This is a genomic window from Chitinimonas prasina (assembly GCF_030160395.1).
GTDB classification, from domain to species: Bacteria; Pseudomonadota; Gammaproteobacteria; order Burkholderiales; family Chitinimonadaceae; genus Chitinimonas; species Chitinimonas prasina.
In genome coordinates, this window is record NZ_BSOG01000001.1 from 1391453 (window position 1) to 1413021 (window position 21569).

The following is a 21569-nucleotide window of genomic DNA, read 5'->3' on the forward strand; positions in this document are numbered from 1 at the left end:
GCGGGCGGGGGGTGTGGGCTCAATCAAGGAAGAGCCTACTGGTTCAGACTGCGCTGGCGTTTAGCGCCAGGGTTTCCCTGGCGCCTGCGCCGTCCGATACCACCCATCTATGACTTGCGTCCATACCAAGCGCTCAAGCCCATTCAAAATGATGACGAGCGTGAGCGAGGCTCCCGCGCGGCGGCGCGGGCGGGGGGTGTGGGCTCAATCAAGGAAGAGCCTACTGGTTCAGACTGCGCTGGCGTTTAGCGCCAGGGTTTCCCTGGCGCCTGCGCCGTCCGATACCACCCATCAGTGACTTGCGTTCATAGCAGGCTCTCAATGCCGGAAGTGGCGCACGCCAGTCACCACCATGGCAATGCCATGCTCGTCGGCTGCGGCAATGACTTCCTCGTCACGCATGGAGCCGCCAGGTTGGACGATAGCACTGACACCGTTCTCGGCGATCACGTCCACGCCATCGCGGAAGGGGAAGAAGGCATCGGAAGCGCAGACCGAGCCCTTCAGTGCCAGCTGGGCATGCTGGGCCTTGATGGCAGCGATGCGGGTGGAGTCCACCCGGCTCATCTGGCCCGCGCCTACGCCCAGGGTACGGCCGCCGCCACAGAACACGATGGCATTGGATTTGACGAACTGGGCCACGCGCCAGGCGAACAGCAGGTCTTTCAGCTGCTCGGCGGTCGGTGCCAGCTTGGTCACCACCTTGAAGTCGGCCGTGGTGATGTGATGGATATCGGGTGTCTGTACCAGGATGCCGCCACCCACGCGCTTGAGGTCAAAGCGGTTGGCGCCATCCTGCAGGGCGACTTGCAGCACCCGTACATTTTTCTTGGCGGCGATGATGGCGCGGGCTTCATCCGAGAAGCCGGGGGCGATCAGCACTTCCAGGAACTGGCCGGTGACGGCCTCCACGGTGGCCGCATCCACTTCGCGGTTGAAGGCGATGATGCCGCCAAAGGCGCTGGTGGTATCGGTGGCAAAGGCCAGCTGGTAGGCGGTCAGCGTATCGGCGGCAATGGCAACGCCACAGGGGTTGGCATGCTTGACGATGACGCAGGCCGGCTCATCGAAGGCCTTGACGGCTTCCCAGGCGGCATCGGAATCGGCGATGTTGTTGTAGCTCAGTTCCTTGCCCTGCAATTGCTGGTAGCCGGCCAGGCTGCCCACGGCAGGGTGCAGGTCACGATAGAAGGCCGCAGCCTGGTGAGGGTTTTCGCCGTAGCGCATGTCCTGCACCTTTTCCACGCTGATATTGAGGCGGGCGGGGAAGGTCTGCTGGGTACCGTCCTCGTTCAGCGAAGTCAGGTAGTTGGAGATGGCGCCATCGTAGGCTGCCGTGTGGCTGAAGGCCTTCTTGGCCAGGCGGCGGCGGGTGGGCATGCCCAGAGCGCCGTCGTTGGCTTGCAACTCGGCCACCAGTGGGGCGTAATCGGCAACATCCGTGACGATGGCGACAAAGGCGTGGTTCTTGGCGGCGGAACGCACCATGGCCGGGCCGCCGATGTCGATGTTCTCGATGGCATCGTCAAAATCGCAATCGGGCTTGGCGATGGTGGCCTCGAAAGGGTAGAGGTTGACGCAGACCAGGTCGATGCTGCCTATGCCGTGCTCGGCCATCTTGCTGACATGGCCGGCCAGATCGCGGCGGCCCAGGATGCCACCGTGGATCTTGGGGTGCAGGGTCTTGACGCGGCCATCCAGCATCTCGGGGAAGCCGGTGTAGTCGGCCACCTCGATGACCTTGACCCCGGCTTCCGCCAGCATCTTGGCGGTGCCGCCAGTGGAAAGTATCTCCACCCCAAAACCGGCCAGGGCCTGGGCGAATTCCAGTACACCGGTTTTGTCGGAGACGCTGATCAGCGCACGTTTGATATTGACCATGGTTGCTTGCTCATAAGACAAAGTGAAAGATAAAACTTAGCAGCTGCCAGCCCCGGCTGCCGTTGCCTTGGCGCCAGTGGAGGGGACGACCGCCAGTCCGTGCAGGGCGGCGCGGACAAAGTCGGTCTTGGCACCGGCGTAGGCCTTGCTATCGGTCGGATACTGCCGTGCCAACATCTGCTTGAGTGCGGCGTAATCGGCCCTCAGCGTCGGGTTGTTGCGCAGGCAGTCGCGAAATGCCAGGTGTTCGCGCCAGAAGGGACTGTCCACCACCACCATATGCAGATGGTGGGTACGCAGCCCCGCCTGCTGGCGGGTGAAATAATGGCGCCCAGCTATACCGAACTCGCCATGGTGCTGGTACCCGAGCGCCGCCAGTGGGGCGATGCAGGCTGCGTGCTCCGACAATGCGGTCAGTCCCAGCATCAGATCCAGCACCGGCTTGGCGCAGAGGCCAGTCACGGCGGTGGAGCCAATATGGGCCAACACTACACCCGGCAGGGCGGTGGCGATGGCGTGGGCGGCTTGGTCATAGGCCTCCGACCAGTCCGCATTGTGTTCGACCAGCACTACCGTGCCTTCAACCAGTCCCAGGCTCATATCAGATCGTGTTCCTGCATTTTCTTGCGCAAGGTGTTGCGGTTGATGCCCAGCAGTTCGGCGGCACGGGTCTGGTTGCCCTGCGCCTTGTCCAGCACTACTTCCAGCATGGGCTTCTCCACCTTGGCCAGCACCATGTCGTAGATCGCCTGCGGTGCTTCGCCGTCCAGGTCGCGGAAATACTGTTCCAGCGCGTCGCGCACGGCAAAGCAGATTTGATCCTTGGTGGACATGGTGGGGTTCTCTCCTGAACTAGGCGGCCGCTAGCGCGGTCTCGTCTTGGTAAACCAGCCGCTCGCCCTGGAGCGCCAGTTGTTTGAAATAGGCATCCACGGCAGCCAGCTGCTCGGTCGTGCTATCTAGTTGGTACATACGCTGGCGGAACTCGTTGGAGCCGCGCAGGCCATTGGTGTACCAAGCTATATGCTTGCGGGCGATGCGGCAGCCCGAGTACTCGCCGTGGAAGGCGTAGTGGTCTTGCAGGTGTTCCATCAGGATGGCGTGTATCTCGCTCACCTTGGGTGGGGGCAGGTGCTCGCCGGTGGCAAGGAAATGATCAATCTCTCTGAATATCCAGGGTCGGCCCTGGGCGGCGCGGCCTATCATCACCGCGTCGGCACCGGTCTGCTGCAGTACCGCGCGGGCTTTCTCCGGGGTGGTGATATCGCCATTGGCCACCACCGGTATGCGCAGGCTGCGCTTGACCTCGGCAATCAGTTCATAGCGGGCGGCGCCGTTATACATGTCCTCGCGGGTGCGGCCATGTAGGGCCAGGGCGGCAATGCCGGTCTGCTCAGCCAGCTGCGCCACCCGCAGGATATTCTCCTCACCGTTGCGAAAACCCAGCCGGGTCTTGAGCGTCACCGGCACATCCACCGCGCTGACGACGGCCTCCAGTATGCGGGCGACGCGGTCTTCGTCCTGCAAGAGAGCAGAGCCGGCCAGTACATTGCAGACTTTCTTGGCTGGGCAACCCATATTGATATCGATGATCTGGGCACCTGCCGCCACATTATGGCGGGCGGCCTCGGCCATCTGGGCAGGGTCGCTGCCGGCAATCTGCACCGCGACCGGGGCCAGTTCGCCGTCGAAATTGGCACGGCGGCGGGTCTTGTTGCTGCCATAGAGCATGGCATTGGAGGTAATCATCTCGCTGACTGCATGGCCTGCGCCCAGCCGCTTGCACAGCATGCGGAATGGCCGGTCGGTCACGCCGGCCATGGGCGCGACGATCAGGCGGTTGCGGAGTTGATAAGGACCTATGCGCATGCTTGTTCTATGGACCATGGCCCGCCCAGGGGGCGGTGCCGGCAACGGTACAGAATGAAAAACCGCTGGAGACGAGAGGCGTAGAGGCTTCGGTATCCAGCGGTAACAGGCGCGCATTCTACCTAAGCCTGCGCCCGGCGCGAAGGCATTTCGCTTAATTTTTGAGCAGGTGCCGATAGTGCCAAGGCAATCGCTGCCGATAACAGCGCGCAGTTGCAGCGAACGCGAGGGATAGTATCGGTTGTCGCTACAATGCTGTCGTACGATGGCAGTCCTGGTGTGTCGCACCGGAGCACAGACACCCCTGTCCGCTTGCCGTGGCCGAAAAACAGACTATATAAGGAGTCGCCATGCCCCATCGCCCTGCTCTGCTGACCCTGCTGGCGGTCACCGCCAGCGCCGCGACGGCGCCCCTGCCCCCGCCGCCTGCCACGCCGGTGCGCAATGTGGTCGAAGACTACTTTGGCACCCAGGTGAACGATCCCTACCGCTGGCTGGAAAACATGCAGGGGGCCGAGTTCAAGACCTGGCTCAAGGCTCAGGCCAACCATGCCGAAACGGTGCTGGCCACCCTGCCCGGCCGCAGCGCCCTGAAGCAAAGGCTGACCGAGCTGGCCGATGCGGGCGAGAATGTGGCCGATCTGCAGCAGGCTGCCGGCCGCCTGTTCTATCTGAAGACCGAGCCCGGCCGCAACGGCCGTCGCCTGTATGTGCGCGACGGTCGCGGCGAGCGCCTGCTGCTGGATCCGGACACCCTGGGGACTGCCGGCGCCCATATCGCCATAGACTGGTATTCGCCCTCACCCGATGGTGCGCTGGTGGCCGTGGGCCTGTCGGCCAGCGGTTCGGAGGATAGCGAGCTGCGCCTGCTGGACCTGGTGAGCGGACTATGGCTGCCTGAGCGCATCAGCCGGGCTGGGCTGAACGACAGCCTGGGCTGGCTGGGTGGCAGCAAGCGCTTTATCTACAACCGGCTGCCTGCCGCCGGCGCCGATGGGGTGCAGGAGCGCTACAACAAGAGCGCCACCTGGCTACATACGGTAGGCCAGCCGGTGGAGCGTGATATCGCCCTGTTCGGCTACGGCGTGCGGGCCGATCTGCCTTTCGATATCGCCGACATCAGCCATATCCGTACCGATCCCGGCAGCCCTTACCTGGTGGCCGAGGTCTTGCATGGCGATGCGGTGGAGCGGTCCTACTATGTGGCCAGCATTGCCCAGCTGGCCGGTGCCGCAACGCCCTGGCAGCGTATCAGCACCCCGGCCGACAAGACTGCCGATGCCTGGCTGCACGGCGACACCCTGTATCTGCACAGTCTGCTGGATGCCCCCAGGGGCAAGGTGCTGGCGCTGAATCTGAAACAGCCGCAATTGGCCCAGGCCAAACTGGTGCTGCCACAGGGCAGCCATGTGCTGCGGCAAGCCGCTGTGGCACGCGAGGCCCTGTATGTCAGGGCCAGCGAAGGCGGGGTGGACAAGCTGTTCAAGCTCAGCCACGGCGGTGCTGCCCGCGAGTTGGCGCTACCGGTGGTCGGCACCCTGATGGGACTGGCGACTGATGTGGCCCGAAGCGGCGCGGTGTTCAAGCTGGAAGGCTGGGTGGAGCCGCCGCGTGTCTATCGGCTCGACGGCAAGACCGGCGTGGTGCGCGCTACCAGGGTGTTCAAACCCGCTACGACCAGGCTGGACGGCTACGAGGCCCGCCGGGTGATGGTCAAGAGCCACGATGGCGTGGCCGTGCCCTTGTCCATTATGGCGGCCAAGGGCATCAAGCTGGATGGCAGCCACCCCACCATCGTCAGCGGCTATGGCGCCTACGGCATCAGCATGGAGGCACGTTATTCCGCCAACCGGCTGGCCTGGCTGGAGCGCGATGGCGTGATGGCAGTGTGCCATGTACGTGGTGGCGGCGAGTTTGGCGAGGACTGGCACCGTGCCGGTTACATCCAGACCAAGGCCAACACGGCCAAGGACTTCATTGCCTGCGCCGAATGGCTGGTGCAGCAGGGCTATACCTCGCCGGCCAAGCTGGCCGGTACCGGCGGGAGTGCTGGCGGCATCACCATAGGCGGCGCCATCACGGCGCGGCCCGAGCTGTTTGCCGCGGCCCAGAGCGCCGTGGGGGTGAGCGACCTGCTGAGGATGGAGCTGACCCCAAATGGGCCGCCCAATATTGCCGAGTTCGGCACGGTCAAGAACCCCGAGCATTTTCCGGCCATGCTCAGCAACAGCCCCTACCATCGCATCAAGGACGGAGTAGCCTACCCGGCGGTAATCGTCACTACCGGGGCCAACGACCCGCGGGTGGATGCCTGGATGCCGGCCAAGCTGACCGCCCGCCTGCAAGCTGCCAGCAGCAGCGGCAAGCCGGTGTTGCTGCGGGTGGACTACGACGGCGGCCATGGCCGGGGCTCAACCAAGGCACAACAGGTGGCTGAGAGCGCCGATGTGTGGAGCTTTTTTCTGTGGCAGATGGGCGTAGCGGGATTCGCGCCCGGCCATTGAGTGCCTGTCATGAGATCAGGCCATTGATGGGTGTTGCGCCCAGGGCTGGCGCCAGGGAGACCCTGGCGCTACTCCAGTTTTGCTGGCGACGCCCGTAGCCTGGCTGGCGCCTACATGCGCATGGTGCTGATGGTGGGGGTGTTCAGCTGTGCCTTGAGCCGTTCGCCCAGGGCGCGGGCATCGGTCTCGCTGGCCAGTTGCTCCAGGCTAACGCGGAACTTGCCCTCGACCATGGGGCGTATCTTGGCGGGGTAGCCTGCCTCGCGCAGGTTGTCATACCACTGCAGCGCCTCGGCCTGATTGCCAGCGACCGCCACCACCAGCCGCCAGCGGCCCTGCGCCTGGCTCAGCCCCGTGCCGGCCTGCGGTTCGGTCTGCGGCGCCCATTCGTTGGCCACCTTGTTGGGATCGACCTTGGCCACCGGCAGGGCAGGTTTGCCCTTGGGTGCAACATAGAAGTCCAGGGGCTGGTCCATGGTGATGAAGCCGGCCTCGCCTTCGTGCTCCACCGCGATGCTGCCCTCCAGTAGGCAGACCAGGTCTTTCTCGGCGTCGGACTTGCCCCAGATATCGGTACCCCGTATGCCGGCAGTGATGGTGGCAACCTTGATGTCGACCTCGCGCTGGCGCAGCTTGCTGGCCAGGCCGGTGGTAAATCGGAATGCCCCCTTCAGCACGTCCACCGTGGCCCGGAAGGCAGTCTTGCGGCCGTCAGATGCATTCAGAGTGTTGACCCGGAACACCGCGTCCTCGCCCAGCTTGAACTGGCTGCCCTCGGGCAGGGTCAGCAGCACCCGTGCGCCATTGCCGGTGTGGACCACATCGCTGGCCTGCAGGTTGATGCCCACTGCCAGCGGCCGCATCTGGCCGTTGCGCTCCAGCCAGGCCGGCATATTGACGGCGCTGACCTGGGTAGGGGCGGCCGCAACAGCGGTCGCCAGGCTGGTGGCAAGCAGGGCGACGATCAGGGGGGCGCGCATGGCAAACTCCTTGAGACGAATAGGGATAACGCTCGGTTATAATCAATGTTTTATTTGGTCGCCAGGTAACAAGTCACGCATCCACATTCCCGTGGCAGCCTGTCGCTTGGCATGATTCGTTAGGATAGCCCACATGCAAGAACAGTATCGTCCCTCTGAGGTGGAATCTGCCGCCCAGCAACACTGGCAGGGTCGCGACGCCTACCGCGTCGTTGAAGACAAGACCAAGCCCAAGTTCTACGCCTGCTCCATGCTGCCCTATCCCTCGGGCAAGCTGCATATGGGCCATGTGCGCAACTACACCATCAACGACATGCTGGCCCGCCACCTGCGCATGAAGGGCTTCAATGTGCTGATGCCCATGGGCTGGGATGCCTTCGGCCTGCCCGCCGAGAATGCCGCCATTGCCTATGGCAAGCCGCCAGCAGAATGGACTTACGCCAATATCGCCGACATGAAGTCGCAAATGCAGCCGCTGGGCCTGGCCTTTGACTGGTCGCGCGAAGTGGCGACCTGCGACCCGGACTACTACAAGTGGAACCAGTGGCTGTTCCTCAAGATGCTGGAGAAAGGCATCGCCTACAAGCGCACCCAGGTGGTGAACTGGGACCCGGTGGATCAGACCGTGCTGGCCAACGAGCAGGTGGTGGATGGCCGTGGCTGGCGTTCCGGTGCCATCGTGGAGAAGCGCGAGATACCAGGCTACTACTTTGGCATCACCCAGTACGCAGATGAGTTGCTGGACGATATCGACAAGCTGGATGGCTGGCCCGACCAGGTGCGCGCCATGCAGCGCAACTGGATAGGCAAGAGCGAGGGCGTACGCTTTGCCTTTGGCCACGATGTGCGCGATGCCGAAGGCCAACTGGTGGGCGACGGTCAGCTGTGGGTGTTCACCACCCGCGCCGACACCATCATGGGCGTGACCTTCTGTGCCGTGGCGGCCGAGCACCCGCTGGCCCGCCGCGCGGCCGAACTCAAGCCCGAGCTGCAGGCCTTTATCGACGAATGCAAGGCGGGCGGCACCACCGAGGCCGAGCTGGCGACCCAGGACAAGAAGGGCGTGGCCACCGGCCTGCAGGTGATTCATCCGCTGACCGGTGAGCGGGTTGAAGTCTGGATAGGCAACTATGTGCTGATGGGCTACGGCGATGGCGCGGTGATGGGCGTACCGGCCCATGACGAGCGTGACTTTGCCTTTGCCCGAAAGTACGGCATTGCCATCAAGCAGGTGGTGGCGGTCGAAGGTGAGACCTTCAGCCTGGACGGCTGGGCCGAATGGTATGGCGACAAGCAGCGTGGCGTGACTGTGAACTCGGGCAAGTATGATGGCCTGGGCTACAAGGCGGCCGTGGATGCCGTGGCCGCCGACCTGGCTGGCCGGCAGATAGGCGAAAAGAAGACCACCTGGCGCCTGCGCGACTGGGGTATCTCGCGTCAACGCTACTGGGGCACCCCTATCCCCATTATCCACTGCGATGGCTGTGGCGATGTACCGGTGCCTTACGAGCAACTGCCGGTGGTACTGCCTACCGATTGCGTGCCGGATGGCTCGGGCAATCCGCTGAAGAAGCGCGAGGATTTCCTCCATGTTGATTGCCCGCAGTGCGGCAAGCCGGCCCAGCGCGAGACCGATACCATGGATACCTTCGTGGATTCGTCCTGGTACTTCATGCGCTATACCTGCCCCGATGCCGGCACCATGGTGGACGAGCGCAACGACTACTGGATGGCTGGCGGCATGGACCAGTACATCGGCGGCATCGAGCACGCCGTGCTGCATCTGCTGTATGCCCGCTTCTGGACCAAGGCCATGCGCGATCTGGGCCTGCTCAAGATAGACGAGCCGTTCAAGGCGCTGTTCACCCAGGGCATGCTGCTGAACGAGTCGTTCTACCGCGAGGAAGCCAGCGGCAAGAAGACCTGGTACTACCCCAACGAGGTGGAAGTCCAACATGACGACAAGGGCCGCGCCATTGCCGCCACCCTCAAGGCCGATGGCCAGCCGGTGATCATGGGCGGCATCGAGAAGATGTCCAAGTCCAAGAACAATGTGGTTGAACCCAAGGACATCATTGCCCGCTTCGGTGCCGACACCGCCCGCCTGTTCACCATGTTTGCCGCACCGCCGGAGCAAAGTGCCGCCTGGAGCGACAGCGGTGTGGAGGGCGCGTCGCGCTATCTGCGCCGGTTGTGGAATTTTGCGTATAAATATGCGGACCGTATGAAGTTCGCTGAGATTGAACCAGGGGCATCGCGGGCTCAAGAGAAAGTTGTAAAAGATTTTCGCTTTGAAGTGCATACAACTTTGAAGCAAATCAACGCTGACTATGATCGGTTGCAGTACAACACCGTAGTATCAGGGGCGATGAAACTGTTGAACACGATGGAAGCGTTTGCCCAAGCGACTCAGCTTTCCGCCCCTCATAACGCCAATTGGGCGGCAATGCGTGAAGGCCTGGGCATTCTGTTGCGCGTGCTCTACCCGGTCAGCCCCCATATCACCCACGCCCTGTGGGTGGAGCTGGGCTACGGCGGTGAACTGATCGATGCCGCCTGGCCGGAGCCGGCTGCCGATGCCCTGGCACAGGACGAGATCAAGCTGATGGTGCAGGTCAACGGCAAGCTGCGCGGCGAGATCGAAGTCCCGGCCTCGGCCGACCGTGCTGCCATCGAGGCGTTTGCCCTGGCCAATGCCAATGTGCAGAAGTTCCTGGAGGGGCAGACGCCCAAGAAGGTAGTGGTGGTGCCGGGCCGCTTGGTGAACCTGGTGGTGTAAGCGCCTGTTCACGATTTTTTCACCCCGGGGCGAAAAGATCGTAAACAGGCTCTAGGCGTCCGCGACGAACGAGAACGGGATGGTGCTGGCCAAGTTGGCCCCGGCCATCCCGTTTTTGTTTCTAGCGTCGCTTATCGCGTTAACCGGCCAAGGGCACCCTACGAGGGCAACCGGCGAGGGGCGATCGGCGAGGGGCGATCGGCGAGGGGCGACCGGCCAGGGGCGCGCTCCTCGGCTGATCGGCCTGCTATAACGGAGTATCCGATTGTTCGCCGGCCTGCCATGCGCATCCTGTTGTTACCCCTGCTCTGCCTGACCCTGCTGTCCCTCGCCCCAAGGGCAGACGACGAGGTGGTCTACCCTGCGCCCGAAGGGGCGGCAGATGTACGCCATGACGACAAGCTGGAGTTCCTGCGCGGGGCGCTGGAGCGCACCAAGGGGCAGTATGGCGACTACCACATACGGCCTGCCAGCGCGGTGATGAACAAGGCCAGGCAGTTGGTATCGCTGTCCACCGGCCAAGAGCTGACGCTGACCTGGAGCGGCACCACCCTGCAGATGGAGCGGGATTTTCTGCCCGTGCGGATACCGCTGCGCAAAGGGCTGGGCGGTTATCGCATCTCGCTGATTGCCCAGGAGCGGCAGGCGGCATTTGATCAGGTTCACAGCCTGCAGGATCTGCGGCGTTTCGTGATCGGCCAGGGCAAGGGCTGGTCCAGTGCCGATGTGTTGCAAGAAGCGGGCTTCCCGGTGGTCACCAGCAATTACGACAGCCTGTTCCGCATGGTGGGTAGCCGGCGCATAGACATGTTTCCGCGCGGGCTGCACGAGGCCTTCGAGGAATACGAGGCCAACCGCGCCGCAATACCGAATCTGGCGGTGGAAGAGCGGCTGGTGATCCGCTACGACAATCCCTATTACTTTTTTGTCAGCCGGCAGAACGAGCGCCTGGCCCGGCGGCTGGAGCAGGGCCTGCGCTTGATGATCAAGGACGGCAGCTTTGACGAGATATTCTGGCGCCACAATGGTGAATCGATACGCAAGGCCAACTTGGCCGGCCGTCGCGTGATTGTCATCCCTAACCGGCAACTGCCGCCGCTGACCCCACTGGCCGACAAGAGCCTGTGGTTCGACCCCACGGCGCCGCTGCCCAAATAACAAGGCCACCTCACGGTGGCCCTGTCGTTTACCTGGTTATTTGTCCTGCGCTTAGAGCCTGTTCAATGTCTTTTCGCCGCGTCGCTGGTCTGGAAAATGGCCAGGCACAAGGCGTGGCGCGCAGGCAATAACAAGTTATTGCCAAGCGCCACAACGCAGTGAGTGGCCGTTTTCCAGATCAGCCCTACGGGTTCGCAGCCTTGCTGGCGAACGGCGGCGTTGCAAGCCGCTGACGGTACCCGTACCGCTGCGCGTCTTGCGCCTTGCCCTTCATCCGGCAAGGTTGCGAACGACGCGGTGAAAAGTCTTTGAACAGGCTCTTACTGCCTGCCTATGGGCAAATCTGGTGCGGGTAGCATTCGTCGCGGACCAGCTCGAAGATGGGCTGCTCGGCGATCGCGATGCGCGAACCACCCGGGATTTCCACCACCAGCGTGTTCTGTTCGAACGAGGCGCGGCCATTGTAGTAATGCACCCGTTCGCCATGCAGGCTGATGGCGATGGTCTGGCCGGCCACGAAGTTGGTCAGCTTCTCGCGCACAAACTGGTTTACATCGGTATTGCCCACGATATAAGCACCCGGCGGTATGGCCTTGTCCAGCGAGAAGGCCATCGTGCTGGTGGGCAGGCGGGCGTTGTTGATCTCGGTTACCGCACCCTTGATTTCGGCCAGCGTCATATCCTCCAGCTTGTTGGTGAACAGGGCGTTGAACCCTGGGATAAAGTCAAACACGGTGTCCACGTCCACGCTGGCCTGGATATCCAGGTTCTGCACCTGAGCGTCGCTGAGCTGGCCGCTGTAGGGGTTGTAGCGGGCGCTGATCCAGATGGGGTTGGAACGTATGCTGATGGTGGCCTCGGCATACCAGCTTTTCTTCACCCTGGCGTAGCCATTGAGGCTGAAGCCACCCACCGAGGCGATCACCTCGCCCTGGGCATTGCCAGCCAGCTTGACCGTCAGCGGGCCGGGCGCTGTCATCGAGAAAGCCTTGAGGCTTGCCTTGCCCTGCAGCTGCCGTTCCAGCTCGGCCCGGGCTTGGTCGGCGAAATCCTGCTTGATGCGAAGGATGGACTCGGTATGGTCGGTCACCCGCTGTAGCAGGTTGTGCTGATCGACATATCGCTTGCTCTCGCCCTTGTGGGTGACATAGAGCACATGGTCCATGCCGACCAGATTGTTGGTGTATTCCGAGATGGGCGGGTTGTCTGGAGACAGGGCTAGCGCCGGGGTGGCGGCAAGCAGGGTGGATGCCGCAAGGGCGGCAAGATAACGCAGTTTCAAGTTAAGCCTCCTGGAGTATTGTCTATTGGTTTTCTGCCTTGCCTCTTTGGCGGGCAAGGTGAGGCCATGTTAGTGGCTGTTTGCTATTGATTCAATCGTGTCGATAGTCATCGTATTCAGCTAGGGTAGGCGCATCTGCGTCTGCCTATGTCTCACCGCGCTGGCAGCGACTACAATGCGCCTTTGCCCTTTGCCGGCCCCTTTCATCGGACTGCCCCGTATGACGCCAAGACTCCTGATCCCCGCTGGCCTGGCCCTTCTGCTGAGCGCCTGCGGCTTCCACCTGCGTGGCCTGGGTTCAAGCACACCGCTGGCTTTTGCCACGCTCAATGTCACGGCGCCTGCCGGTGGCCTGGGTGATGTGTTGGGACGACAGCTATCGCTGCGGCCTGATCTGAAACTGCTGGCAGCCAAAGAGGCAGAAGCCGTGCTGGCGGTGGAGAACGAAGCCCTAGACAAGCAGATACTGACGGTGAACAAGTCTGGCCGGGTGACCGAATACCAGCTGATCTACCGTGCCCGCTTCAACCTGCGCCAGGGCGCGGTTGAGCGTATTCCCAGCACCGAGCTGACCTTGCGTCGCGATTACTCCTTTGACGAGAACAATGTGCTGGGCAAGGAGGCGGAAGAACAGATACTGGTGCGTGATATGCGCTCGGATGCTGCCCAGCAGATCATACGCCGGCTGGCTGCGCTCAAGCCCGCAGTGGCACCCTATACCCCCGCACCGGCAGCGCAGTAATGCCGATACGCCCAGCCGATCTGGCAAGCCACCTGGCCGGTGGCAAGCTGTCGCCCATCTATGTGATACATGGCGAGGAAGCGCTGCTGGCGCTGGAGGCCGCCCAGATGGTGCGCGATGCCGCCCGTGCCGCCGGTATTGCCGAGCGCGAAGTGCTCACGGTGGAACCGGGCTTCAAATGGGCAGAACTGGCAGCAGCTGGCCAAGCCATCTCCTTGTTTGCCGAGCAGAAGCTCATCGACCTGCGGGTGCCTAGCGGCAAGCCTGGTACCGAGGGCGGTGACGCCTTGCAGCAATATGCCGCCAATGCACCCAGCGAAAACGTGCTGCTGCTGCAGCTGCCCAAGCTGGATAAGCCCCAGTTGCAGAGCAAATGGTTTACTGCGCTGGAAGCCAAGGGCACGGTGGTGGCCTGCCCGGCCGTGAGCCGCAACGAGCTGCCTGGCTGGATATCCGGGCGTCTGGCCAGCCAGCAGCAGCGGCTTAGCAGCGATGCCATGGAGTATCTGGTGGCGCGGGTAGAAGGGAATCTGCTTGCCGCCAAACAGGAGATAGACAAGCTGGCCTTGTTGCATCCGGCTGGTGAGTTGGACCTGGCCGCCCTGCAGGCGGCGGTTGCCAATGTGGCCCGTTACGATGTATGGGGCTTGGGCGAGGCGTTGATTGCTGGCGAACCCAGCCGCTTGGCGCGCATGCTGGATGGCTTGCGTGGCGAAGGTGAGGCCCCACATCTGGTATTGTGGGCCATGGCCGACGAGATACGCGCCCTGTTGCGGGTGGGCCTGGGCCGCTCGCAGGGGTTGAATCTGCAGCAGCTATACCGCGAGAACCGGGTCTGGGGCGACAAGCAGAAGCGCTACCCAGCCGCACTGGATCGCCTGAAAGCCAGCCAGCTCAAGGCGGCCCTGGGGCACGCCGCGCAGATAGACCGCATCGTCAAGGGCGTGGGCCAGGGAGATGCCTGGGAGGAGTTGCTCAAGCTGGGCCTGCGCTTGATGCCTGCGCGCTGAGTCGGGGCCGGATGGCCTGGAAATGACGTACCCCAGCGCATGCCGACGCGTGCGTTGCGGTACGACATTTCGGAAGTGAGCAGATGAAAGAGCACATCCTGATCAACGTCACCCCGCAGGAGACGCGGGTGGCCGTAACCGAAGAAGGCGTGGTGCAGGAGATCCATGTCGAACGTACCGCTTCGCGCGGCATCGTCGGCAATGTCTACCTGGGTGTGGTGAAGCGCGTGCTGCCCGGCATGCAGTCGGCCTTTATCGAGATCGGCCTGGAGCGCGCGGCCTTTCTGCATATTGCCGACGTCATCGAGCAGCGCCAGCATCCCAGCGAACCCCAGCGCATCGAGCGGCTGATGTTCGAAGGCCAGAGCGTCATGGTACAGGTCATCAAGGACCCCATAGGCACCAAGGGCGCCCGCCTTTCCACCCAGATCAGTATTGCCGGCCGCTTCCTGGTGTTCCTGCCGCAGGAGCACCATATCGGCGTCAGCCAGCGCATAGAGCACGGCGAAGGCCGCGAGCACCTGCGCGAGCGGCTGCTGCAGATGCTGCCCAAGGGGCACGATCACGGCGGCTATATCATCCGCACCTCGGCCGAGCATGCCACGGAAGACGAGCTGCGCGCCGACGTGGCCTACCTGAACCTGATCTGGGCCGACCTCAAGCAGAAATCCAAGACCCTGCCGCCCGAATCCATGCTCTACCAGGATCTCAACCTGCCCATGCGGGTGCTGCGCGATATCGTGACCGACGAGACGCAGAAGGTAGTGGTGGATTCACGTGAAACCTTTCAGAAGATGAGCGAGTTCGCCAACGCCTTCGTCACCAATGTGGCGCCACGGGTGGAGCATTACCAGGGCGAGCGGCCGCTGTTCGAGATGCATGGGGTGGAGGCCGAGATAGAGCGCGCCCTGGCCCGGCGGGTCAACCTCAAGTTCGGTGGCTACCTGATCATCGACCAGACCGAGGCGATGACCACCATAGATGTGAATACCGGTGGCTTTGTCGGCACCCGTTCGTTCGACGACACCATCTTCAAGACCAATCTGGAAGCCACCCAGGTCATTGCCCGCCAGCTCAGGCTGCGCAATCTGGGCGGCATCATCATTGTCGATTTCATCGACATGGATAACGCCGAGCACCGCGACCAGGTGCTGCATGAACTGGGCAAGGCCCTGGCCAAGGACCGCACCAAGGTGACGGTATCAGGCTTTACCAGCCTGGGCCTGGTGGAGATCACCCGCAAGCGCACCCGCGAGAGCCTGGCCCATGTGCTGTGCGAGCCCTGCCCGGTTTGCCAGGGGCGTGGTGAGATCAAGACGGCGCAGACGGTGTGCTATGAAATCCTGCGCGAGATCCTGCGCGAGGCACGCCAGTTCAACGCCCGCGAGTACCGCATCCTGGGTTCGCAGACGGTGATAGATATGTTCCTGGACGAGGAAAGCGCCAACCTGGCCATGCTGGCCGACTTTATCGGCAAGCCCATCTCGCTGCAGGTGGAAAGCGCCTACTTCCAGGAGCAGTTCGACGTGATCCTGGTGTAGCGGCACGCCTATTTAGGCATGCCGACGCTGACCTCCGACCAGCTGCTGGGGCAGCGCACCTGGCTCATCAGCTTGGCGTGCTCGCCGCTTTCGTACAGCTTTTTCAGACCGATATTGAAGGCCAGTATGAGAGCCCGGCTGTCCGGTAACCTGCGTGGCAGCATCAGGTGGGTGCTGAACTTGTCTGTCATCAGCTTGGGGTGGGCACGCAGGCGATTGGCTTCCCCTTCGACGAAGTTGCGGCCCAGCAGGTCGCACGCCACATTGCGTTCCATCGGGGCTATGTCCACCCTGCCATTCACCAGCTTGCGCAAGGCGGCCAGGTCATCGGGGGTGGAGTCACTCTTCAGTTCGCCCGATTTGACCATGGCCCATAGCTCGGGCGTGTAGGTGTAGTCCTGGATGATGGCGATCTGGTAGGGCCGCAGGTCGTCCAGCGTGCGCCAGTTCAGGTCTATGGTCTTGCGGTAGATAAACACCCATTGCTCGGTGACCACATTGTCGCTCAGATAAAAGGCCTTCTCGTGATCGGGCCTGTGCCCCCAATAGGCCGTGCCATCCCATTTGCCGGTCTTGGTCTCTGCCAGGGCGCGCGACCAGGGCAGGAAGTGGAACTCCACCTTATATCCGGCCAGTTCAAAGGCCCGCCGCACAATGCTGAGCGCGATACCCTGGTCCGGCCGGGTCTCGGTGGCATAGGGCGGCAACTCGCCAGTGGCGATACGTAGGGATTTTCTATCCGCCTGGGCGGGCAGCAGCAAAACGGCCAGGGCCAGGGCAAGCAGGTGGTGGGTCTTCATGGCGAGCATCCGGTTAACCGTTGCCTGATTTATAGCCTTGGTCGGCAGGTTTGGCTAAGTACCAGTGATGAATGCGCGGATGCTGCTGGACGCGACCCCCCGTTCTGATGACTCGTGATTACCTCCCTGCTCACTGATGCGGAGGCTACGGCTTGCCAGAGCATGACTAGTTGGCCTGCAATTTGGCCGAAGCGGACAGTGGAAAGACTGCACACCACCGTCTGCTGCCGACCCAAAGCGGAAATCGAAGGGCTGTAGAAGCAGTCGTTTAGTGTTCGAGCTAAGCAGCCCGAGCATTCAGCGTATGCAATAGCGAGGTCTGTTTAAACGAGGCTAGGCGTCCGTTGGTCAAATTGGTTTGACCATGTATGCAAGACAACCTAAATACTCTATCGACGCGGAAGCTGGTGTCGTGAGTTGATTCGGGCTGAAAACACAGATCGCAGCATCGGCGGTCTTATCCCTATCCAGTTGTGGAAGCCACTGATCGGCATAGGAAGAATCCCGAAGCAGTTCGTCAAGGCGCGCTGGGTGACCGGAGTTGGACAGGATCGCCTCTATACACATTGGCTCGTATCCATTCAGCCCAGTTTCAATCATGAACTGAGACGGGATGCCATCGCCATCTTCGGTATAAGTCTCGTCAATATATTCGCGCAATTCGCCGAAACTATTAAAGCGATTCGTTGAAATAAAAACGTGGACAGATGTTATATCCATTATGGTTTAACAGTGTATATTTGGGCCCAAGGGTCCGCATTAATATGATCATAGCAGGGCGGGAATGACAAGTTTGGCGACCAGACCCCACCGTCTGATTCTGGCCGGTAGCTGCCATTCTAGCGCTTTGTCATCATTGACTGCTTAGACCGACCAGCTGTCTCTGACAATACAGTGACGATCCTACTCAATCCCAGCGTAATCCCGAGCATCAGCATGGGCGGTCTCGCGCCACCAGATTCGGCAATGCACACCATTATGGGATGAGGCAGCGTTGGCGCCAAGAGGCCCAGCCGCTAGTCGTCAGCGCACCCCGAGTCGATCGCTTCCTTGGGTGTCCGATGCAACTATCAGACACCCGGCGCATGTCAGATGAAATTGCCCCCTAGTCCCTATAGACTGAGCCATCGCGACACTAGCCCCCAACCATGACCCAAGCCAGTCTGCACCTGCTGTTCGCCACCCCGCTCTGGCTGGCGCCCTGGGCGCAGGCCGAGGTGTACAACCCAACCTTGCTGGCCACGGTGCGGGCCTTACAGCAACAGCAGGCGGGCGCGGTAGTCAGCAATGTGGGCGGCTGGCATTCCACCGGCAACCTGTTCACCCTCGATATCCCGGCCGTGCGTGAGCTGCATGGCTACATCCTAGCGCAGCTGGGGCATCTTCTGGGTGAGCTGGAACCCGGCAGCAAGGGCCGCCAGCAGCAGGCCACCCTCACCGGTTGGGCCAATGTGCTGCCGCCTGGTGGTTACCACAAGCTCCATCACCACCCCGGCCAGCATTGGTCCGGTTGCTATTACCTGATGGTGCCGCCCGCCGGGGCCGATAGCCAGGCTGGCAAGCTGGAGTTGCTGGACCCCCGCAGCGGCGCCGACCAGCTACCCCAACCCGGCCAGTTCTTCTCGCCCTCGGCCACGGTAACGGCACAAGCCGGCTTGCTGGTGCTGTTCCCGGCCTGGCTCAACCATATGGTGCATCCGCACACTGGGCCGGGCGAGCGGATAGCCATTGCTTTCAATATTCATCTTGAGGAGGCGGGTGGCGCCAGCCTAGCGTAGCCCTAGGGCGAGTGTTACAACCACTCCGCCACGCTGCTCGCAGCCTTCCAGCTGTAGTAGCCGGCTTCGCGGCCCACGCTGGAACCCGCCCAGCCACCGCCAAAGGCACCGGCAATGCCGCCGATCAAACAGCCCGGCACGGCACCGACCACTTCGAACCAGACGCCGATGGCCGCCCCGCCGGCACAGCCGTACTTTGCCCCCAGCCAACCACCGACCGAGCCGCCGACGATGGCCCCGCCCTGCTCCGCGCCCACCTGCCAGCGCGACTCGGGCGGTGCATCCGCCACGATATAGGCGGCAACGCCGACTTGTGCCACCAGCAGTACCGGCCCCGCCCAGCGCAGGGTGATGGCCAGCTTGTTGACGGAGGCCCGGGTGGAACCGCCGCTTTTGATGATGGCCTCAAAACGCTGCTCCAGCGCCATGCTCGGTTGCCGCCTGGCCAGCTTCTCCAGCAGGTCCGGCACCTTGGGCAGCTTGTCGCGGGGTTTGAGGAATTCCGAATACGCCCGCCCAAGGGGGGTGTTGCGGGTGTCGCGCACCCGTATCAGCCAGGCATTGCGCTGGGTATTCACCCACTCCGCTGCCTCCTGAGTGGTCATGATCCCCTGTTTGACGAACTTCGCGCCCTGCTCGGCAATGGCGCGGGCACCCGGTTCATAGACATAGATGCGCACGAACGAGTCGAAGGACAGCTGTTGCACCATGCCAGCCACAGCATTGCCCATGTCCTGCACCACCTCGGCCGTCACCGTCTGGCTCTGGTAGTGCTTGGGTTGCTGCTGTGGTGGTTTGATCGGCCCCGCCACCGCCTGCCTTGGCACCGGCAAGAAGACCGGGCCCACTGCCGGTTCCTGGCCTATCGGGCCTGGTATGCGTACACCCGCCATGTATTTCCTCCCATATGGCCCATTTTATTTTGTGGCCTTTATCGTTTGAATTTCGCGCCATATCACATGGCTGCACAGCCCCAACCAGAGTAGTTCCAGCGGCAGGCCAGCCATCAGCAGCCAGCGCCCCAGCTCGTTCAAGCCCGGCCAACTGGCCCAGGCGCCCACCAGGCTACCCAACCAGGCCAGACCGGCGGTCCATACTCCCATCCGGCCCAGCTTCAACACGCGCCAGCGGTCTGCGTCGTCATCCAGTTCGTCATGCAGGGGCAGCACGAACATCCCGCTGGCCATCAAAAGGCCAAGCAGGGTCACGACATGCAGCGACATCAGCAGATAGGGGGACATGGCGCGTAGCGATCCTGGGGCAGCCTGAGCGCCTGCATGCTAGGCGAGCGGATGGACTCAGTCCATGGGATTTGTAACGCGATGAACACGTTTTTGGGATGCGTGATTACGAGAGGCGATGGCGCCAGGGGGGACACTGGCGCTTGCCATTACCTCGAATAGCCTTCCGCGACGCAACAGTTCAAGCTCAGGGCAGGCGCAAGCGCCGCGATGCGCCCTGTGCTCAAACCCTGAACCGCCGTCTAGCGGTGGCGTAGGCATCCTTGAGCTTGAGGTATTTCACGCTAGCGGGTTCCAGCGCCTTGACGCGGTCGAGGTAGGTCTGGGCCAGTTCCATGTATTCCTGGTGCCAGCCCAGCCGTGATACATAGGCCAGCATGGCGTTCACGGCGTTGAGCATCACCTGTACGTTGGCGGGCATTTCGTCCACAGCGTGGATAAACTTCTGCACGGCGCCGCCCAGATCGCCAGCCTGGGCCATGCGCACGGCCTCGTTGTTGACCGCCACGATGGCCCGGGCGGTGTTTTCTATCATCTCCTGGCCCAGGTCGGAGCGCCCCACAGCCTCGTACATGGCCGATACCCGTTCCAGCACGGCGGCGTCCTCGTGGTGGTTGCGCACCAGCTTCTGCACAATCTCGCCGGCAGCGGCATCCTCGCCCAGCTGGTAGCAGGCTTCGGCCAGTTCCAGCGCAAAATGGTTGGGCAGCTCGCTGGCCACGGCCTGGTACTGTTGTTTGGCCTTGTTCAATATCTGCTGGGCGCGGCTGTCGTTGCCCTGCTTGATGGCCACCTGGGTCTCCATCACCGTGGCCAGCAGCTCGGCCTTCTGGTCGTAGCGGAATTCACGCCGCACATCAGCCGCTACCTTGGCAGCCTCCATCACATTGCCGCTACCCAGGTGGGCCTTGGCCAGACTGGCGTAATCGCCAGCGTCGCGCCAGAACGAATACTTGGCGATATTGATGGTCTGCTGGAATGACTTGGTGGCCGTCTCGAAATCGCCATTACGCATGGCCACCTCGCCCAGCTTCTTCTGCCGCGAGACATTGGCCGCCGATAACTCCAGTGCCTTTTCCAGCACGCCCTGGGCTTCCTGGTGTTCGTGCTCGGCCTGGTGGATCTTGGCCAGCCAGTCGTAGGCTTCCATGATGCGGTTGTTCTCGGCCAGCAGGGCCTCGAAAATCTCGCGGGCGGGGGCGAATTCCTTCAGGTGGAACAGCGCCTTGGCCAGCCCCATCTTGGCCCAGGGTATCTCGCGGGCGTTCAGCACCAGCTGGTAGGTATCACGCGCCAGCGGGTAGTCGCCTATGGTCAGGGCGATGCGCCCCTTCATCTTCAGGAAATCAACCAGGAAGGGGTCCTTGCGGCCGATGCGCTCGTTGCACTCGGCCAGGGCCTTGAAATAGTCCTGGTTCATCATGGCGGCATCGAGCGCCTCGAATTCCACCTTCTTGTTGTAGATGCGGTCCAGCCGCTGCTTGAGCTCTTCGCCGGTAAACGGCTTGAGCAGGTAGTCGTCCGGCGCCAGCTCGGCCGCCGAGATCACCATGCGCGAGCGCCGCTCGCCGGTGACGATCATGAACACTGCCGAGGGCTTGATCAGGTTGCGCAGCTTCAGCTCTTCCAGCAGGTGCAGGCCGTCGTAGCCGTGGCCCAGGTCGAAATCGCAGAGGATGACATCGTAGTCGCCCCGCTTGATCATGCCGATGGCCTCGGTGGCGCGATGGGCGTATTCGACCTTGGTCACCCCGAAGGTGGACAGGGTGTTGTTCATGGCGGCGCGCATTTCCTGCACAGCGTCGATCACCATGAAGCGCTTGGCGCTGTAATCGACCTCAATCTGGCCCCGCCGCATGGTGCGGGCTGCCACTTCTTCCGGGCTGTCGTCGCCCCCAGCGCGCGCGGCGCGCGCCGCAAACAGGGCGGAATTACCAGCTAGCTCGGCCATGACAGTCTACCTCCCGGTGCAGCTTGCCTATCTGGAACCGCAGCAAGGCGGCC

At 62.4% G+C, this 21569-nt stretch carries 18 protein-coding genes; 7 read left to right on the plus strand and 11 right to left on the minus strand.

The window, feature by feature from the left end:
• Positions 1–318: 318 nt before the first annotated feature.
• The 4 genes from purH to dusB are packed head-to-tail and all read right to left on the minus strand — an operon-like array spanning position 319 to position 3750.
• Positions 319–1881 carry a bifunctional phosphoribosylaminoimidazolecarboxamide formyltransferase/IMP cyclohydrolase gene (purH, locus tag QQK16_RS06435; protein WP_284195600.1) on the minus strand — a complete coding sequence of 521 codons (1563 nt, stop codon included), beginning with the start codon at positions 1879–1881 and terminating at the stop codon, positions 319–321.
• 36 nt (positions 1882–1917) lie between these two features.
• Positions 1918–2481, minus strand: a complete 564-nt coding sequence (locus tag QQK16_RS06440) for a GrpB family protein (protein WP_284195601.1) — start codon at positions 2479–2481, stop codon at positions 1918–1920.
• Entirely contained in the window at positions 2478–2714 is a 237-nt protein-coding gene (locus QQK16_RS06445; RefSeq protein ID WP_284195602.1) for a helix-turn-helix domain-containing protein, read from the minus strand. The genes QQK16_RS06440 and QQK16_RS06445 overlap by 4 nt, the downstream gene beginning before the upstream one ends.
• A 19-nt stretch (positions 2715–2733) precedes the next feature.
• A complete protein-coding gene (gene dusB, locus QQK16_RS06450; RefSeq protein WP_284195603.1) occupies positions 2734–3750 on the minus strand; it encodes a tRNA dihydrouridine synthase DusB in 1017 nt (338 codons plus the stop codon).
• 350 nt (positions 3751–4100) lie between these two features.
• Here dusB and QQK16_RS06455 point away from each other — a divergent pair, with 350 nt between their 5' ends.
• On the plus strand, positions 4101–6254 hold the full coding sequence (locus QQK16_RS06455) for a prolyl oligopeptidase family serine peptidase (protein ID WP_284195604.1): 2154 nt from the start codon (positions 4101–4103) through the stop codon (positions 6252–6254).
• 110 nt (positions 6255–6364) lie between these two features.
• On the opposite strand, the gene QQK16_RS06460 is transcribed toward QQK16_RS06455, so the two are convergent.
• Positions 6365–7234 carry a FecR domain-containing protein gene (locus QQK16_RS06460; protein WP_284195605.1) on the minus strand — a complete coding sequence of 290 codons (870 nt, stop codon included), beginning with the start codon at positions 7232–7234 and terminating at the stop codon, positions 6365–6367.
• A 133-nt stretch (positions 7235–7367) separates the two neighbouring features.
• Between QQK16_RS06460 and leuS the strand changes: the two genes are divergently transcribed.
• Positions 7368–10013, plus strand: coding sequence for a leucine--tRNA ligase (gene leuS, locus QQK16_RS06465; protein ID WP_284195606.1), 2646 nt, complete (start codon positions 7368–7370; stop codon positions 10011–10013).
• A gap of 282 nt (positions 10014–10295) precedes the next feature.
• On the plus strand, positions 10296–11171 hold the full coding sequence (locus QQK16_RS06470; protein ID WP_284195607.1) for a substrate-binding periplasmic protein: 876 nt from the start codon (positions 10296–10298) through the stop codon (positions 11169–11171).
• Positions 11172–11502: 331 nt separating this feature from the next.
• Here QQK16_RS06470 and QQK16_RS06475 read toward each other — a convergent pair whose 3' ends face one another.
• Complete coding sequence (locus tag QQK16_RS06475; protein WP_284195608.1) at positions 11503–12453, minus strand: hypothetical protein; 951 nt, start codon at positions 12451–12453, stop codon at positions 11503–11505.
• A gap of 220 nt (positions 12454–12673) precedes the next feature.
• Here QQK16_RS06475 and QQK16_RS06480 point away from each other — a divergent pair, with 220 nt between their 5' ends.
• The 3 genes from QQK16_RS06480 to rng all read left to right on the plus strand — a co-directional run bounded on the left by QQK16_RS06480 (position 12674) and on the right by rng (position 15746).
• Complete coding sequence (locus tag QQK16_RS06480; protein WP_284195609.1) at positions 12674–13195, plus strand: LPS-assembly lipoprotein LptE; 522 nt, start codon at positions 12674–12676, stop codon at positions 13193–13195.
• Complete coding sequence (holA, locus tag QQK16_RS06485; RefSeq protein ID WP_284195610.1) at positions 13195–14205, plus strand: DNA polymerase III subunit delta; 1011 nt, start codon at positions 13195–13197, stop codon at positions 14203–14205. Before QQK16_RS06480 ends, holA begins: the two co-directional genes overlap by 1 nt.
• 83 nt (positions 14206–14288) lie before the next feature.
• Positions 14289–15746, plus strand: coding sequence for a ribonuclease G (rng, locus tag QQK16_RS06490; RefSeq protein ID WP_284195611.1), 1458 nt, complete (start codon positions 14289–14291; stop codon positions 15744–15746).
• A gap of 8 nt (positions 15747–15754) precedes the next feature.
• Here the strand turns inward: rng and QQK16_RS06495 are convergent, their stop codons facing one another.
• Both QQK16_RS06495 and QQK16_RS06500 read right to left on the minus strand, forming a co-directional pair.
• A complete protein-coding gene (locus QQK16_RS06495) occupies positions 15755–16546 on the minus strand; it encodes a substrate-binding periplasmic protein (RefSeq protein ID WP_284195612.1) in 792 nt (263 codons plus the stop codon).
• 348 nt (positions 16547–16894) lie between these two features.
• The gene (locus tag QQK16_RS06500) at positions 16895–17266 is read right to left on the minus strand and encodes an immunity 22 family protein (protein ID WP_284195613.1); all 372 of its coding nucleotides are present in this window, start codon (positions 17264–17266) and stop codon (positions 16895–16897) included.
• A 428-nt stretch (positions 17267–17694) separates the two neighbouring features.
• On the opposite strand from QQK16_RS06500, the gene QQK16_RS06505 reads away from it, so the two are divergent.
• A complete protein-coding gene (locus tag QQK16_RS06505) occupies positions 17695–18324 on the plus strand; it encodes a TIGR02466 family protein (RefSeq protein WP_284195614.1) in 630 nt (209 codons plus the stop codon).
• A gap of 14 nt (positions 18325–18338) precedes the next feature.
• Here the strand turns inward: QQK16_RS06505 and QQK16_RS06510 are convergent, their stop codons facing one another.
• The 3 genes from QQK16_RS06510 to QQK16_RS06520 form a co-directional block, all read right to left on the minus strand.
• Positions 18339–19217 carry a hypothetical protein gene (locus QQK16_RS06510; RefSeq protein ID WP_284195615.1) on the minus strand — a complete coding sequence of 293 codons (879 nt, stop codon included), beginning with the start codon at positions 19215–19217 and terminating at the stop codon, positions 18339–18341.
• A 24-nt stretch (positions 19218–19241) separates the two neighbouring features.
• The gene (locus tag QQK16_RS06515; RefSeq protein ID WP_284195616.1) at positions 19242–19565 is read right to left on the minus strand and encodes a hypothetical protein; all 324 of its coding nucleotides are present in this window, start codon (positions 19563–19565) and stop codon (positions 19242–19244) included.
• A gap of 223 nt (positions 19566–19788) precedes the next feature.
• Positions 19789–21516, minus strand: a complete 1728-nt coding sequence (locus QQK16_RS06520) for a tetratricopeptide repeat-containing response regulator (RefSeq protein WP_284195617.1) — start codon at positions 21514–21516, stop codon at positions 19789–19791.
• Between the last annotated feature and the right edge of the window lie 53 nt (positions 21517–21569).

What these genes read in the sequence shown, in the direction of transcription:
- rng (WP_284195611.1), top strand. Translation starts at nt 14,289, where the DNA reads ATGAAAGAGCACATCCTGATCAACGTCACCCCGCAGGAGACGCGGGTG.
- QQK16_RS06445 (WP_284195602.1), bottom strand. Translation starts at nt 2,714, where the DNA reads ATGTCCACCAAGGATCAAATCTGCTTTGCCGTGCGCGACGCGCTGGAA.
- QQK16_RS06505 (WP_284195614.1), top strand. Translation starts at nt 17,695, where the DNA reads ATGACCCAAGCCAGTCTGCACCTGCTGTTCGCCACCCCGCTCTGGCTG.
- QQK16_RS06510 (WP_284195615.1), bottom strand. Translation starts at nt 19,217, where the DNA reads ATGGCGGGTGTACGCATACCAGGCCCGATAGGCCAGGAACCGGCAGTG.
- holA (WP_284195610.1), top strand. Translation starts at nt 13,195, where the DNA reads ATGCCGATACGCCCAGCCGATCTGGCAAGCCACCTGGCCGGTGGCAAG.
- QQK16_RS06520 (WP_284195617.1), bottom strand. Translation starts at nt 21,516, where the DNA reads ATGGCCGAGCTAGCTGGTAATTCCGCCCTGTTTGCGGCGCGCGCCGCG.
- QQK16_RS06440 (WP_284195601.1), bottom strand. Translation starts at nt 2,481, where the DNA reads ATGAGCCTGGGACTGGTTGAAGGCACGGTAGTGCTGGTCGAACACAAT.
- QQK16_RS06480 (WP_284195609.1), top strand. Translation starts at nt 12,674, where the DNA reads ATGACGCCAAGACTCCTGATCCCCGCTGGCCTGGCCCTTCTGCTGAGC.
- QQK16_RS06500 (WP_284195613.1), bottom strand. Translation starts at nt 17,266, where the DNA reads ATGGATATAACATCTGTCCACGTTTTTATTTCAACGAATCGCTTTAAT.
- dusB (WP_284195603.1), bottom strand. Translation starts at nt 3,750, where the DNA reads ATGCGCATAGGTCCTTATCAACTCCGCAACCGCCTGATCGTCGCGCCC.
- QQK16_RS06470 (WP_284195607.1), top strand. Translation starts at nt 10,296, where the DNA reads ATGCGCATCCTGTTGTTACCCCTGCTCTGCCTGACCCTGCTGTCCCTC.
- purH (WP_284195600.1), bottom strand. Translation starts at nt 1,881, where the DNA reads ATGGTCAATATCAAACGTGCGCTGATCAGCGTCTCCGACAAAACCGGT.
- QQK16_RS06515 (WP_284195616.1), bottom strand. Translation starts at nt 19,565, where the DNA reads ATGTCCCCCTATCTGCTGATGTCGCTGCATGTCGTGACCCTGCTTGGC.
- QQK16_RS06460 (WP_284195605.1), bottom strand. Translation starts at nt 7,234, where the DNA reads ATGCGCGCCCCCCTGATCGTCGCCCTGCTTGCCACCAGCCTGGCGACC.
- leuS (WP_284195606.1), top strand. Translation starts at nt 7,368, where the DNA reads ATGCAAGAACAGTATCGTCCCTCTGAGGTGGAATCTGCCGCCCAGCAA.
- QQK16_RS06455 (WP_284195604.1), top strand. Translation starts at nt 4,101, where the DNA reads ATGCCCCATCGCCCTGCTCTGCTGACCCTGCTGGCGGTCACCGCCAGC.
- QQK16_RS06495 (WP_284195612.1), bottom strand. Translation starts at nt 16,546, where the DNA reads ATGAAGACCCACCACCTGCTTGCCCTGGCCCTGGCCGTTTTGCTGCTG.